We start from the raw sequence: 14,513 nt of genomic DNA, 5'->3' as shown, positions 1-14,513 counted from the left end.
GCCCCCGGGGGGGGGGGGGGGGGGGGCGCCGCCGCGGCGCGCCCCCCCCCCCCCGCTACCTGTGTCTGTCTGCTTCACCACGCCTTCGACCCCCGGCTGCTACAACACCGGCATGGTTGAACACGTGTCTACTGTCCCCGTGAATCTACGCAAGTACGTCCAGCGCCTGCAGGACAGCTTCCCCATGGCCGTCGGCAAGCGCTTCGTCGAGATCGACGTGCTCACCCAGGCCGCCTCGGTCTCCTTCTACGCCCTGCTCTCGATGGCACCGCTGCTGGTGCTGCTGCTGTGGCTGACCGCTTCGCTGTACCCGCCCGCCCAGCAGGCCCTGGTCGAGCAGATCAGCGCCGCCGCCGGCAGCAGCGCGGCCACCGTGGCCGAAACCGTGCTGAAGAACGCCGACAACCAGCCCGACGTCGGCTCGCTGGCCGGGCTGTGGAGCACCCTGCTGCTGTTCATCGGTGCCACTGCGGTGTTCGCCCAGCTGCAGAACGCCCTCAACCTGATCTTCCGCACCAGCGGCGAGCGGCTGGAGGGCATCAAGGCCTGGCTGCGCAAGCGCGTGTTCTCCTTCGGCGTGGTGCTGGCGCTGGGCTTCCTGCTGATCCTGTCGATGACCGCCACCACCATGCTGCAGGTGGCCTTCGCCCAGTTGCCGTCCATCCTGCCGGCCATCGGCTATCTCACCAGCCTGCTGCTGTACGCGGTCGGCTTCGCCTTCATGTACCACTATCTGCCGGACCGCCGCGTGGCCTGGCGCCAGGCCTTCATCGGCGGCGTCATCACCTCGGCGCTGTTCGCGCTGGGCCGCTATGGCATCGGCGTCTACATCGCCACCGTGGCCCCGGGCAGTGCCTACGGTTCGATGGGCGCACTGGTCATCTCGCTGGTCTGGATCTACTACGCGACCGTGGTGTTCTTCGTCGGCGCGCTGATGACCGCGGTGATCGACGAGCGCCTGCGCGCCCGCACCCATCTGGCCGCTGCCGGCATCGATCCGGCCAGCGCCGGCCCGCTGCCCGACAGGGAGTAAACTAGGCGGATTGATCGTTCCGCCTCGCGTGGCCACCGGCCGCGCCCCTGCCCTGTTGCCCATGGCCCGTATCCCCGACGCATTCATCGACGACCTGCTGGCCCGCTCCGACATCGTCGAGGTGGTGGGCAGCCGCGTGCCGTTGAAGCGCCAGGGCAAGGAATACGCGGCGCGCTGCCCGTTCCATGACGAGCGCTCGGCGTCGTTCACGGTCTCACCCACCAAGCAGTTCTATCACTGCTTCGGCTGCGGCGCGCACGGCACCGCCATCAGCTTCCTGATGAACTACGACCGCCTCGAATTCCTCGATGCGGTGGACGAACTGGCCAAGCGCGCCGGCATGGAAGTGCCACGCAGCGAGAACCCGCGCAACGCCCAGCAGCAGGACGACAGCCGCGAGCTGTACTCGGCGCTGGATGCGGCGACGAAGTTCTTCCAGAAGAACCTGGAAGGCAGCGAGAAGGCGCGTACCTACCTGGACGGCCGCGGCGTGGACGAGGAAAACCGCGCGCGCTTCCAGATCGGTTATGCACCGGACGGCTACAGCGGCCTGCGCGATGCGCTGGGCAAGGACGAGCGGCGGATGAAGCTGCTCGACCGCGCTGGCCTGTTCTCCAAGAACGACCGCGGCCACGTCTACGACAAGTTCCGCGACCGGGTGATGTTCCCGATCTTCGACCGCCGTGGCCGCGTCATCGCCTTCGGTGGTCGCGTGTTCGAGAAGGACGACGGCCCCAAGTACCTCAACTCGCCGGAAACCGCGCTGTTCCACAAGGGCCGCGAACTGTACGGCCTGTGGCAGGTGCGCCAGGCCAACCAGAAGATCGAGCGGCTGATCGTGGTCGAGGGCTACATGGACGTGGTCTCGCTGTTCCAGTTCGGGGTCACCCAGGCGGTGGCCACGCTGGGCACGGCCACCACGCCGGACCACGCCGAGCTGCTGTTCCGCAACGCGCCGGACGTGTTCTTCTGCTTCGACGGCGACGCCGCCGGCCGCCGTGCCGGCTGGAAGGCGCTGGAATCGGTGCTGCCGCGCATGAAGGACGGCCGCCAGGCGTTCTTCCTGTTCCTGCCCGATGGCGAGGACCCGGACACCATCGTGCGCAAGGAAGGCGCCGAGGTCTTCAACGACCGCCTGAAGCAGGCCACGCCGCTGTCGCAGTTCTTCTTCGATGAACTGACCCGCGAGATCAACCTCGGCACGCTGGACGGCAAGGCGCGCCTGGCCGAGCGGGCCAAGCCGATGCTGGCGCAGATTCCCGATGGTGCCTTCGGCGACCTGATGAAGCAGCAGCTGGCGCAGCTGACCGGCCTCGGTGGTGGCAACGCTGCAACCGCGCGCGCACCGATGCCGCAGCGCGCGCCGGCGCGGCAGATCCAGCCCATCGCCAAGCGCAGCCTCGTGCGTGGTGCCATCGCCGTGCTGCTGCAGCAGCCCTCGCTGGCCATGAGCCTGGGTGGCAAGCACCACTTCCAGGGCCTGCGCCTGCCCGGCGTGGAACTGCTGCTGGAACTGCTGGGGCTGGTCGAACAGCGCCCGGACATCAGCACCGGCGCCCTGCTGGAACATTTCGACGGCCGCGAAGAGCAGGCCTCGCTGCACACACTGGCCGCGCAGACCATGCCCGGCGACGAAGCGATGTGGACCCAGGAACTGCACGACGCCGTGGCCCAGCTGGAGAAACAACTGCTGGTGCAACGTCTGGACGAGCTGTTGGCAAAGCAGCGCCAGCAGGGCCTGGACGATACTGACAAGTACGAACTGCGCGAACTGCTGAAGGCCCGCGCCACCCTGCGCCTGTAGCGGCAACCCCACACACGGAGAGAGCATGCTGCTGCGCCTGACCTGCCTGCTGTTGCTGTCACTCTGCACGACCCTGCCCGCCTGGGCCGGGGACACGCCGCTCAACGAAGTCCGCCCTGGCCTGTATGCCGGCGGCCAGCCCAGTGCCGCACAGCTGCAGGCGCTGGCCGCGCAGGGCATGCGCACCGTCATCGACCTGCGCCAGCCCGGCGAGGACCGTGGCTTCGACGAGACCGCCCAGGCCGAGGCGCTGGGCCTGCGCTACGTGCGCATCCCGGTGGCCGGCGCCGAGGGCCTGGATGCAGCCAACGTGCGCGCCGTGCACCAGGCGCTGCAGCAGAGCCAGGGCCCGGTGCTGCTGCACTGCGCCTCGGGCAACCGCGCCGGCGCCGTGCTCGGCCTGGTCAACGCCCGCTACGAACACGCCAGCCCCGAGCAGGCCCTGCAGCTGGGCCAGCGCGCTGGCCTGAGCTCACTGGAAGCAGCCACCCGGCAACGCCTGGCCGCGCCCACCTCCCATCCCTGACCCCCTGTAACGAGGAGCCTGCCCACCATGACCCGCTGGTGGTCGCGCCTGCGACCGGACAACTTCACCCTCGCCCTGCTGTGCACCGTCGGCCTGGCCTCGCTGCTGCCGATGAAGGGCGCCGCCGCCATCGTGCTGGACGACGTCACCACCGTGGCCATCGCCGCGCTGTTCTTCCTGCATGGCGCGCGCCTGCCGCGCGAATCGATCATCGGCGGCATGCTGCACTGGCGGCTGCACCTGACCATCCTCGCCTGCACCTTCATCCTGTTCCCGCTGCTGGGCCTGCTGTTCAAGCCGCTGTCGGGCTGGCTGCTGACGCCGGAGCTGTACCTGGGCGTGCTGTTCCTGTGCACCCTGCCCTCGACCGTGCAGTCGTCCATCGCGTTCACGTCGATGGCGCGCGGCAACGTACCGGCGGCGGTGTGCAGTGCGTCGTTGTCGAGCATCCTCGGCGTGTTCCTCACGCCCCTGCTGCTGACCGCGCTGGCCGGTACCTCCGGCGGCGTGCACGACCCGCTGCATGCCATCGGCGGCATCATGCTGCAGCTGCTGGTGCCGTTCGTGGCCGGCCACCTGCTGCGGCCGTGGATTGCCGGCTGGGTGGAAAAGCAGCGTGCGCTGCTGCGCTACACCGACCAGGCCACCATCCTGCTGGTGGTGTACTCGGCGTTCGGCGAAGCGGTGACCGAAGGGCTGTGGAGCAAGACGCCGCTGCTGTCCCTGTTCGCCGTGGCCGTGGTCGCTGCCGTGCTGCTCGGCATCGCCATGCCGCTCATTACCTTCCTGGCCCGCCGCCTGCACTTCAATCGCGAAGACGAGATCGCCATCGTGTTCTGCGGCTCGAAGAAGAGCCTGGCCACCGGCGTGCCGATCGCCAAGGTGTTGTTCGCCGGTGGCAGCCTGGGCGCCATCGTGCTGCCGGTGATGATCTACCACCAGATCCAGCTGATCGTCTGCGGCGTGATCGCGCAGCGGTATGCGAAACGCGCGCCCTGAGTCCGGTAGCGCCGGGCCATGCCCGGCGTAACGCGGACGGGGTCAGAGCCCCTTCGGGGATCTGACCCCGCGTAGATCCACGCCATGCGTGGATGACGCTCGCGCCGCCGCTAATCCACGATGGCCGCTGCGACATCGTGCAGCACTCGGGCATTGCGCTCCACGTCACTCCCCGACTCGCCGGTGGCAATCAGACTGTAAGTCTTGCTACCGCCCATCCAGGCAAGCTCGACGCGGGTGCGGCCGACGCTGTCCACGGTCTTCCCGATATGCGCAGGCGTGCCGTTCACCCTGGTGTTCTGCGCCTCCGCGATCACCTCGATCTGCGTGCCTGCGGCGATGAAGTTGTTCTCGCTGAACTCCACGATGCCGACACCCTCCAGCCGGTAGAAGCGACTCAGGCCCGAGGACTGTCCTCCATCCAGCTTGCCACTGGGCTCCATGCCGATCAGCTCCGCCGGTCCCAGCAGACTGCCTTCCAGCGTGCTGGGTGGCTGCAGCAGGCGGCGGCGTAGTTCCGATGCCGAACGGTGGGTGCGGGGCAAGGCGGCCAGCATTTCGGCCTGCGTTGGGATGTTCCCTTCTGCAACCCGCACGACACCGTTGGATCGCTCGATATCAGCACGAAGCTGCTGCTTCACTGCTTCGGGGGCATCCAGGTCTGCCAATCGCACGATGCGGTAGCTCCCCACAGGCGATGGGTTCGCCTGCGCCGCCGCCTGCATGGCGCGTTGCTGCAGCCACTGCCCGACCGCGTCAGCCTCTTCATCCGATGCAGGTGCATTCACTGCAATCGCCACGAGGGCAGCGCACAGCAGAAGGAAATTCATCACGACCGCCTTGCTCCACAGAAGTGCGAGTCATCCCGCAACACCTCTTTATCTGCCCTGGATCGACCGACCCAGTGGATCAGCCAGCATCTGTGACCCACCGCCCGCAGGAACCGCGCGGCGCGGCAGATCCCTACAATCCAGCAGCTTGGTCAATGGATGCAGTGCCCGCCTTGGCGATCAGAATCCGACATTGAATGCACGGAGTTTTGTGGAAACCATCCACGCATGGCGTGGATCTACTGCTCCACCAGCGTGCCGACGCTCAATTCCGGCATCCAGACCCACAGGTCGTATTGGCGTCCTGCATGGGTATCGACCCGTGGGCCGCTCGCCACCTGTTCGGGAAGTGACCGCGCCACGCAAGTGTCCGCGCATGCCCACGCCTGGCCACGCAACGCGCCCAATCGCACACTGTAGATATCCAGATCGCGCAGCAGCGATGCCATCGGCTGTGTCTGCATTTCCGGCGGCGCGCCTGCCGGCCGCTGCAGCATGGCGTGCGCATTGCCGGTCAGCACCAGCATGCGTGCGCCAGCCGGCAGTCGCCGGTACAGCCGCCTCAGCTCGGCCGCCATGCGGTCATCGCGTGCCTGATTGCCGCCATCGCTGTTGTCGACGTCATAGCCGACCACGTCGATGACGCGACCCTGCGCCTTCAACGCGCGCAGGTCTTCGATCATCGCAAGCATGTCGCGGCTGCGACGGCCATCGTGCTGGTCATCGCGCACGGTCCAGAACGCACGGCCGTGCAGGCGCTGGCGTGCCGCGGCCCCTCCATCGGAAACCAGATATTGGCGCAGCGTGGAGTTTTCGCCGCGTGGCAGTTCCAGCGCCAGCAATACCGGCGCGCCGTCGCGGCTGTAGTCGTCCACCAGCTGCCGCACCAGCAGCGGCGTCTCGCGTGTGCCGTGGAATTCGCCCAGCACCAGCATGCGGTGGTCGGCGGTGTGCTGGCGGATCTGCGCGGCAGTGTCGTCGGCATGCGCGGTCACGGCCATGCCCAGCGCCAGCATCAGCGCGGTGGTCCAACGGAAGATCGAATGCATCCCTGCTGCTTCCTTTCCCTGGGGTCAGGAACAGCAATGGCGACGCCGCTGGAAGAGATCAAGTGTAGAGCCGAGCCCACGCTCGGCTGCGCTTCCAACCAACCCTCAGCCGAGCATGGGCTCGGCTCTACAGGTGGCGCCTCACATCCAGGGCAGGATCCAGTGGTCCACCAGCAGGAACGCGAACAGCGCCATCAGGTACACGATGGAGTAGTGGAACATCTTCATCGAGAACAGCTCGTCCGGCGGGTTCAGCATGCGCCAGGCGTACCAGAGGAAGACGGCATTGAGCACGATCGCGCCGCCCAGGTAGAACGGACCGCTCATGCCCACCAGGTACGGCACCACGCATACCAGCGCCAGCACCACCGAATACACCATGATCTGCTTGCGCGTGTGCACCACGCCATGGGTGACCGGCAGCATCGGGATCTTCGCCTTGGCGTAGTCCTCGCGGCGGAAGATCGCCAGCGCCCAGAAGTGCGGCGGCGTCCAGATGAAGATGATCAGCACCAGCAGCGACGAGTACGCCCAGTCCGACGAACCCTGCATGCCGGTGATCGCCGCCCAGCCCAGCATCGGCGGCATCGCGCCGGCCAGGCCGCCGATGACGATGTTCTGCGAGGTCGCGCGCTTCAGGTACACGGTGTAGATCACCGCGTAGCCGATCAGCGAGGCGAAGGTCAGCACCGCGGTGATCCAGTTCACCCACAGCAGCAGGATCGCCATCGACAGCACGATCAGCACGCCGGCAAACACCAGCACCTGCCACGGCTTGACCTTGCCCACCACCAGCGGGCGCCACGAGGTGCGCGCCATCTGTGCATCGATGTGCGCATCCAGCAGCTGGTTGATGGCCGCGGCGGCCGAGGCGGCCAGCCAGATGCCGAGGAAGCCGAGCGCACCGGCGCGCACCTGCTCCCAGCTGGGCACGCCCGGAATGGCCAGGACCATGCCGACCAGAGCGGTGAAAACGATCAGGGCCACGACCTTGGGTTTGGTCAGGTCCCAGTACTGGCGATATCTGGAAAACATGGAATCAGTCCGGGGCACGCAGGCGGGCCAGCAGGCTGACCAGTACGAACAACAAGGCAACGGCCACGCCGTTGTGGGCCACGGCCACTTCCAGCGGCAGGGCCAGCTTCACGTTGAGGATGCCCAGGGTGACCTGCAGCACCAGCAGCGCCACCAGCGCGCTGGCCCAGCCACGCATGCTGGGCACGCGGAACAGGCGCAGGCCCAGCCACAGCAGGTAGGCAGCCACGACGATCGCGAACAGGCGGTGCGCCATCTGGATGGCGATGCGCGAGGCGCCATCCAGCACGCCCCCTTCGTAATCCACGCCGATGCCGCGCCACAGGGTGAAGCCCTCGGCGAAGTTGTGCTGCGGCCACCACTGGTTGGCGCAGCGCGGGAAGTTGTCCAGCGAGGCGCTGCCGCCACCGCAGGCCAGCGCGGCATAGTTGGCGCTGACCCAGCCGCCGAGGGCGATCTGGGTGACCAGCACCGCCACGCCGATGCGCAGCAGCCACTTCAGCTTGGGCGCTTCGGCCAGGGTGATCGGCAGGTGGGTCGCCCGCCACGCCATCCATACCAGCAGCGCGAACATCAGCATGCCGCCCAGCAGGTGGCCCATCACCACGATGGGTTTCAGCAGCAGGGTCACCGTCCACATGCCCAGCAGGGCCTGGAAGATCACCACCGCCAGGGTCAGCAGCGCAGCGCGCGCCAGGTCGATGTTGCTCCAGCGCAGCGCGGCGATCAGCAGGATCGCCTCACCGGTCAGGGCGAGGATGCTGGCCGTGCCATGCCAGCCCATCATGTACAGCGGTATGCCGGCGGCCACCAGTACGCAGGCGGTCACCACCGCCGTGCTTCCGAAGCGGCGCTTGCGGGTGGCCAGCAGGGCCAGGGTGAGGATCTCGATGCCCAGTGCGCCGGCCAGGAAGCGGTGCACCTGCTCGCGCCAGGCCTTGTGGGTTTCCAGCGGGCGGATCTCGGCGGCCGGGTGGCCGATGGTCTCTTCCACGTGCTGCGGCCAGGTGGCCTGGCCATAGCAGGTCGGCCAGTCCGGGCAGCTCAGGCCGGCATCGGACAGGCGGACGAAGGCGCCGAACATGATCGTACTGGCGGTCATGATCATGGCGAACCACGCCAGGCGGTGGAAGTTGCGATGCAGCGCCGGACGCGCGGAAAGGCTCATCAAACAGGACTCACTTCAGTTTCAGCAACGTGGCCATGTCCTTGCGCAGGCCACCCAGGTCGGAACCGGGGGCATGGCGCATGATCACGAAGCCGTTCGGATCGATCACGTAGACCGGCAGTCCCGCCGGATCATCGACGCCCGGCAATGCCGCGCGCAGGGCTGGCGACGGGGCCAGCGGCCGCAGCGCGGGCAGCGAGGCGATCGACGCCGGTGGCGTACCCAGCCACAGGATCTCGACATTATCGGCGTTATGGCCGAACAGCTGCCACACCTTGCCCAGTCCCTGCGACAAAGTGACGCACTGCGCGTCGCAGGCGCCGGCGGGGGCCACCAGCAGGCGCCAGGTCCGCGCTTCGGGGTTCCAGGGGTAGGCCTGGCCGTTGGCCAGGGTGGGCGCCTGCTGGCGCAGGTCGACCGGCGGCTGCAGCAGCTGCCCGGCGTTGCGGTGCCCGGTGGGCTGCCAGCCGGTGAAGCGCAGCACGGCGGCCAACGCCATCGCCCCGAAGAACACGGCGAACAGCAGCACCAGGGTCCGGCGGCCGGAACCGCGCGCCTGCGGGGAGGTAGCAGTGTTCATGTGGGGCATTTTCTCACGGTTGGGAAAGGGATGCCGGTGGTGCCGGCCGCTGGCCGGCATCGAGGAAACCGGGGGATTGCCGGCCAGCGGCCGGCACTACCGGGCAACGGAGCGCTTCCGGCGCCGTTCCAGCACCAGCGCGACCACCAGCACGGTCAGCGCCAGGCCGAACCACTGCACGGCATAGCCCAGGTGGCGCTGCGGCGGCAGCGTGTTAGGCAGCAGATCGAGGTCGCGCGCATCGCCGAACGGCAGGCTCGGGTCCAGGCGCAGCACCCGGTCGGGCAGCGCGGCCAGCCCCAGCGCGCGGGCCAGGCCCTCGGCAGGCAGGCGGCTGGCCAGCCAGCGCCCGGGCTCGCCGGTGCTGGAGAACGCCGGCCCCAGCGCCAGGCCGGCCGCTGGCGGCGGTGCCAGCAACCCGCGCACCGCCACCGGCGACGGCGGCGCGGGCACCTGCGGCAACGCGCGATCCGGCGGCAGCGCGCGCCAGCCCAGGTCGACCAGCAGCACGCTGCCGCCGTCACTGCGGAAGGGTCGATAGATCTTCACCCCGGCACGGCCCTGCCGGGTCTGGTTGTCCAGCAGTACCACCCCGGGCAGGAAGCGGCCATGGTCGGCCACGCCGTGCAACGCCCCTGGTGCGGCCAGCGCCTGCGCCAGCGGCAGCGACTGCGCCACCGCCGGTCCCTGCGCATCGAGCAGCGCCTGTTTGGCGTGCATGCGCTGCAGCTGCCAGAACCCCAACGCAGTGAACGCGGCCATCGCCAGCACCGCCATCAGCCAGCCGATCACGCGTGTGTGCTGGCGCATCATGACAAGTCCGCGCAAACGCGGTCAGATAGGCGCATCCACCCTGCCCTCGAGCCGCGCATGAGTGATTCGCTGAAGACCCTGCTGGTAATCGCGTTTCTGATCGTCATCGTCTGGAATCTGGGCGCCGGCCTGTATTACCTGCTGGTCGACCGCGGCCAGACCAAGCGCACGGTCAACGCGCTGACCCGGCGTATCGGCGTGTCAGTCGCACTGATCGTACTGGTGATCGTGTGCATCTACATGGGCTGGATCAAACCGCACGGCATCGGTGGCTGAGGCCACCGGCGCCGGCGCCGGTCAAAGCACGTAGACGAACATGAAGAGCATCAGCCACACCACGTCGACGAAGTGCCAGTACCACGCGGCGGCTTCGAACGCGAAGTGGTTGTCGCGGGTGAAGTGTCCCTTGGCCGAACGCAGCCACATCACGATCAGCATGATCGTGCCCAGCAGCACATGCGCGCCGTGGAAGCCGGTCAGCATGAAGAACGTCGAACCGTAGATGCCCGAACCCAGGGTCAGGTTGAGTTCCTTGTAGGCGTGGATGTACTCCTCCGCCTGCAGCGTCAGGAAGCCGAGGCCGAGCAGCACGGTGGCGCCCAGCCACACCAGCAGCTGGCGGCGGTTGCCGGCCTTCAGCGCGTGGTGGGCGATGGTCAGGGTCACGCCGGAGGTCAGCAGGATCAGCGTGTTGATCAGCGGCAGGCCCCAGGCCGGGATGGTCTGGAAGGCACCACCGATCGCCGCCGGTCCGTTGGTCGGCCAGCCCGCCGAGTAGCCCTGCCACAGCAGTTCGTTGGTCATCACCCCGCGGCCTTCGCCGCTGAGCCAGGACAGGCCCAGGTTGCGGGTGTAGAACAGCGCGCCGAAGAAGGCACCGAAGAACATCACTTCGGAGAAGATGAACCAGACCATGCCCATCCGGAACGAGCCGTCGACCTGGCGGTTGTAGTGGCCGGCCTGCGATTCGCGCACCACGTCGCTGAACCACCAGAACAGGGTCAGCACCAGCATCGCGACGCCGATGTAGAAGGTCCAGCGCCCCCAGCTGGCATCGTTGAGCCAGCTGGCCACGCCGACCATGGTCACCATCATCGCGATGGACCCCACGAACGGCCATTTGCTCTGGGCCGGGACGAAGTACACGTTGGCGTCGGTCGGTGTCTGGGCCATGTCGGTATCCGGGTCAGGGAGCGGCGTGCGCGCCTTCCGAGGTGCCGGCAGGTGCCAGCCGGTCGGACAGCGCGTCGTTGCGGTAGAAGGTGTAGGACAAGGTGATCGTCTTGATTTCCGGCGGCAGGTCCGGATCGACGATGAAGCGCACCGGCATGTCGCGCTTCTCGCCGGCCTGCAGCGTCTGCGCGGTGAAACAGAAGCATTCGGTCTTGCTGAAGAAGCCCGACGCGCGCGCCGGTGCCACCGAAGGCACGGCACTGCCGACCACGGCATTGGCGCTGTCGTTGCGCGCGAAATACAGCGCTTCGTTGAGCTCGCCGGGCACCACGTCCATGGTCAGCTGCTCGGGATGGAACGACCACGGCAACCGCGAATTCACCCCGCCATCGAACTCCACGCGCACGGTGCGCTTGCCGGTGGCGGCGCCGGTGCTGGCCTCGCTGCCGGGGCCGCGCTCCAGGCGCACGCCGAAGACCTTTTCGCAGGCAATGCGGTACAGCGGCACCAGCGAGAACGTCAGCAGGAACACCGCCACCGCCACGCCGATCAGGCGCGGCAGCCCGGCACTGCGTGACGGAGCGGTGGCCGGCGTCTCGCTCATCGGCCGATCACCCCGCTGAGGATGAAGCCGACGTAGACCAGCACGGCGACGGCGCCGACCCACATCGCGGTCCGCTTGGCGCGCTGGCGCTGCTGCTGGTAGAGCCGACCGTTGGTCGGCTGCTCTTCGTGAGTCGACCAACGGTCGACTCTACCGGTCGGCTGCTCGCCGTTGTTGTAGAGCCGAGCCATGCTCGGCTGCTTCTTTTCAGTCGAGCATGGCTCGACTCTACCGATCGGGAGCGGGCTCTCGTTATGCATGCCCCACCTCAATGCGTGATGTCGTCATGCGCCAGGTCGCCCGGGCGGATGGTCGGCGGCGTGGTGAAGGTGTGCGCCGGTGCCGGCGACGGCAGCGTCCACTCCAGGCCGCGCGCGCCTTCCCACGAACGGGCCTCGGCCTTCTCGCCATTACGCAGCGAGGACAGCAGGACCGCGGCCATCATGAAGGGCGTGGCGAACATGCCGAACGCACCGATCGAGCTGATCAGGTTCCAGTCGGCAAACGCCACGCTGTAGTCGGGAATGCGCCGCGGCATGCCGGCCAGGCCGAGGAAGTGCTGCGGGAAGAACAGCAGGTTGACGAACACGATCGACCACCAGAAGTGCACCTTGGCCCACTTCTCGCTGTACATGCGCCCGGTCCACTTCGGCCACCAGTAGTACACCGCGGCGATCAGCGCGAACACCGCACCGGTCACCAGCACGTAGTGGAAGTGGGCGACCACGAAGTAGGTGTCGTGGTACTGGAAGTCGGCCGCCACGATCGCCAGCATCAGGCCGGAGAAACCACCGATGGTGAACAGGATGACGAAGGCCACCGACCACAGCATCGGTGCTTCGAAGGTGAGCGAGCCGCGCCACATGGTGCTGACCCAGTTGAACACCTTCACGCCGGTCGGGATCGAGATCAGCATCGTGGCGAACATGAAGTAGATCTCGCCACCCAGCGGCATGCCCACGGTGAACATGTGGTGGGCCCAGACGATGAACGACAGGAAGGCGATCGCGGCGGTGGCGTAGACCATCGCCTGGTAGCCGAACAGCGGCTTGCGGCTGAAGGTCGGGATGATCTCGCTGACCACGCCGAAGGCGGGCAGGATCATGATGTAGACCTCGGGGTGCCCGAAGAACCAGAAGATGTGCTGGAACATCACCGGGTCACCGCCACCGGCGGCATTGAAGAAGCTGGTGCCGAAGAACTTGTCGGTCAGCAGCATGGTCACCGCACCGGCCAGCACCGGCATCACCGCGATCAGCAGGAAGGCGGTGATCAGCCAGGCCCAGCAGAAGATCGGCATCTTCAGCAGGTCGATGCCCGGCGCACGCATGTTGAGCACCGTGGCGATGATGTTGATCGCGCCCATGATCGAACTGATGCCGGCGACGTGGATCGCGAACACGGTGAAGGCGACGTTGTAGCCGCCCTGCAGCGACAGCGGCGGGTACAGCGTCCAGCCACCGGCCGGTGCACCGCCCGGCAGCAGGAAGGTCAGCAGCAGCAGGCTGAAAGCCACCGGCAGCAGCCAGAACGACCAGTTGTTCATGCGCGGCAGCGCCATGTCCGGCGCGCCGATCTGCAGCGGGATCATCCAGTTGGCCAGGCCGACGAAGGCCGGCATCACGCCACCGAAGATCATCACCAGCGCATGCACCGTGGTGAGCTGGTTGAACACCTCCGGGCGGATGAACTGGATGCCGGGCTGGGCGAGCTCAAGCCGGATCAGCACGCTCATGAAGGCGCCGATGACGAACATGATGAAGCTGAAACCCAGGTACAGCGTGCCGATGTCCTTGTGGTTGGTCGAGAAGAACCAACGCTCGAAGAAGCTCTGGTGGTGGTGGTGATCGTCGTGCCCAACTGCCGAGTGCGCCATCGCAAAACACCTCTCAGAATCGGTTGTCGCCACGGCCGCGAACGGCCGCGGGCTTTACATCACGCGCCGCTGGCCGCGGTGGCAGGGGTAGCGGCTTCAGCCGCCGCGGGTGCGGCCGGCGCTGCCGGTGCCTCGCCCGCAGGCGCTGCCGGTTCGGCCGGTGCCGCAGGCGTGGCAGGCGCAGCCGGCGGCGGCTTGCGCTGCGCCAGCCACTGCTTGAAGTCTTCCTTGGACACGGCCTCGACCACGATCGGCATGAAGCCATGGTCCTTGCCGCACAGCTCGGCGCACTGCCCGCGGTACACGCCGGGCTGCTCGATGCTGGTCCAGGCCTCATTGATGAAGCCGGGGATGGCGTCCTGCTTCCAGCCCAGCGCCGGCACCCACCAGGCGTGGATCACGTCATCGGAGGTGATGACGAAGCGCACCTTGGTATCGACCGGCAGCACCAGGCGGTTGTCCACGTCCAGCAGGTAGTGCGGGTGGCTTTCGCGGGTCGGCACCTTGCCACTCTGCCGCATGCGGTCGGACTCGCGGTCCAGGCGGCTGGTGAAGGTGACGTTCTCGCCGAGGTATTCGTACTTCCACATCCACTGGTAGCCGGTGACCTTCACCGTCATCTCGGCATCGCGGGTGTCGTACATCTTGATCAGGTTGGCCGTGGCCGGCCACGCCATCACGATCAGGATGATCACCGGGATCACCGTCCAGATCACCTCGGCCTTGGTGTTGTGGCTGAAGGTGGCGGCGACGGCGCCCTTGGATTTGCGGAACTTGAAGATGGCGTAGGCCATCGCCCCGAACACGATGACGCCGATCACCGTACAGATGATCAACGACAGGTTGTTCGACTCCCAGGCCAGGCGCGAGGTCTGGGTGACCCCCTTGCCCATGTTCAGCTGCCACGGCTTGGGATCGGCCGCCTGCGCCCATGCCCATGCCGGAACCAGTCCCCCGGCCACCAGGCTGGCGACCGCTGCAACGCACTTCGTGCCCCACCTGCTGCTTTGCTTCATTGCCTAG

Annotated in this window: 16 protein-coding genes; 5 read left to right on the top strand and 11 right to left on the bottom strand. The window is 67.3% G+C overall.

From position 1 onward, the window contains the following. The first annotated feature begins 112 nt into the window (after positions 1-112). The 4 genes from IAE56_RS11210 to IAE56_RS11195 all read left to right on the top strand — a co-directional run bounded on the left by IAE56_RS11210 (position 113) and on the right by IAE56_RS11195 (position 4,362). Positions 113-1,033, top strand: a complete 921-nt coding sequence (locus IAE56_RS11210) for a YihY/virulence factor BrkB family protein (RefSeq protein WP_200752597.1) — start codon at positions 113-115, stop codon at positions 1,031-1,033. A 61-nt stretch (positions 1,034-1,094) separates the two neighbouring features. Then, on the top strand, positions 1,095-2,837 hold the full coding sequence (gene dnaG, locus IAE56_RS11205; protein WP_200752596.1) for a DNA primase: 1,743 nt from the start codon (positions 1,095-1,097) through the stop codon (positions 2,835-2,837). 25 nt (positions 2,838-2,862) lie between these two features. Further along, positions 2,863-3,363, top strand: a complete 501-nt coding sequence (locus tag IAE56_RS11200; protein WP_200752595.1) for a sulfur transferase domain-containing protein — start codon at positions 2,863-2,865, stop codon at positions 3,361-3,363. A gap of 27 nt (positions 3,364-3,390) precedes the next feature. Beyond that, on the top strand, positions 3,391-4,362 hold the full coding sequence (locus IAE56_RS11195) for a bile acid:sodium symporter family protein (protein ID WP_150455479.1): 972 nt from the start codon (positions 3,391-3,393) through the stop codon (positions 4,360-4,362). 110 nt (positions 4,363-4,472) lie between these two features. On the opposite strand, the gene IAE56_RS11190 is transcribed toward IAE56_RS11195, so the two are convergent. The 6 genes from IAE56_RS11190 to IAE56_RS11165 form a co-directional block, all read right to left on the bottom strand. Further along, entirely contained in the window at positions 4,473-5,192 is a 720-nt protein-coding gene (locus IAE56_RS11190; protein WP_200752594.1) for a hypothetical protein, read from the bottom strand. A 239-nt stretch (positions 5,193-5,431) separates the two neighbouring features. Beyond that, positions 5,432-6,241 (bottom strand): calcium-binding protein, encoded by an 810-nt coding sequence (locus tag IAE56_RS11185; RefSeq protein ID WP_200752593.1) that lies wholly within the window; start codon positions 6,239-6,241, stop codon positions 5,432-5,434. Positions 6,242-6,382: 141 nt separating this feature from the next. Then, positions 6,383-7,276 carry a heme o synthase gene (gene cyoE, locus IAE56_RS11180; protein ID WP_108767502.1) on the bottom strand — a complete coding sequence of 298 codons (894 nt, stop codon included), beginning with the start codon at positions 7,274-7,276 and terminating at the stop codon, positions 6,383-6,385. 4 nt (positions 7,277-7,280) lie between these two features. Further along, positions 7,281-8,444, bottom strand: coding sequence for a COX15/CtaA family protein (locus IAE56_RS11175; protein WP_116865185.1), 1,164 nt, complete (start codon positions 8,442-8,444; stop codon positions 7,281-7,283). A gap of 10 nt (positions 8,445-8,454) precedes the next feature. Further along, positions 8,455-9,024, bottom strand: a complete 570-nt coding sequence (locus tag IAE56_RS11170; RefSeq protein ID WP_150455483.1) for a hypothetical protein — start codon at positions 9,022-9,024, stop codon at positions 8,455-8,457. Between the two features lie 96 nt (positions 9,025-9,120). Continuing rightward, positions 9,121-9,837, bottom strand: a complete 717-nt coding sequence (locus IAE56_RS11165) for an SURF1 family protein (protein WP_200752592.1) — start codon at positions 9,835-9,837, stop codon at positions 9,121-9,123. 57 nt (positions 9,838-9,894) lie between these two features. On the opposite strand from IAE56_RS11165, the gene IAE56_RS11160 reads away from it, so the two are divergent. Next, positions 9,895-10,113 (top strand): twin transmembrane helix small protein, encoded by a 219-nt coding sequence (locus IAE56_RS11160; protein WP_049468560.1) that lies wholly within the window; start codon positions 9,895-9,897, stop codon positions 10,111-10,113. A gap of 21 nt (positions 10,114-10,134) precedes the next feature. Here IAE56_RS11160 and IAE56_RS11155 read toward each other — a convergent pair whose 3' ends face one another. From IAE56_RS11155 to coxB, 5 genes are read right to left on the bottom strand one after another with little or no spacing between them, the layout of a single operon-like run. Next, on the bottom strand, positions 10,135-11,010 hold the full coding sequence (locus IAE56_RS11155; protein ID WP_200752591.1) for a cytochrome c oxidase subunit 3: 876 nt from the start codon (positions 11,008-11,010) through the stop codon (positions 10,135-10,137). 13 nt (positions 11,011-11,023) lie between these two features. Beyond that, the gene (locus IAE56_RS11150; RefSeq protein WP_116864958.1) at positions 11,024-11,614 is read right to left on the bottom strand and encodes a cytochrome c oxidase assembly protein; all 591 of its coding nucleotides are present in this window, start codon (positions 11,612-11,614) and stop codon (positions 11,024-11,026) included. Then, positions 11,611-11,874, bottom strand: a complete 264-nt coding sequence (locus tag IAE56_RS11145; protein WP_200752590.1) for a hypothetical protein — start codon at positions 11,872-11,874, stop codon at positions 11,611-11,613. Before IAE56_RS11145 ends, IAE56_RS11150 begins: the two co-directional genes overlap by 4 nt. Before the next feature lie 8 nt (positions 11,875-11,882). Then, positions 11,883-13,490: a cytochrome c oxidase subunit I gene (ctaD, locus tag IAE56_RS11140; protein ID WP_200752589.1), complete on the bottom strand. Its 1,608-nt coding sequence runs from the start codon at positions 13,488-13,490 to the stop codon at positions 11,883-11,885. A gap of 59 nt (positions 13,491-13,549) precedes the next feature. Continuing rightward, entirely contained in the window at positions 13,550-14,506 is a 957-nt protein-coding gene (coxB, locus tag IAE56_RS11135; RefSeq protein ID WP_200752588.1) for a cytochrome c oxidase subunit II, read from the bottom strand. Positions 14,507-14,513: the final 7 nt, after the last annotated feature.

This window comes from Stenotrophomonas sp. S41 (genome assembly GCF_016624625.1).
GTDB lineage: Bacteria > Pseudomonadota > Gammaproteobacteria > Xanthomonadales > Xanthomonadaceae > Stenotrophomonas.
The sequence above is the reverse complement of the archived record's forward strand: the minus strand, read 5'-3'. Positions and strand labels throughout refer to the sequence as shown.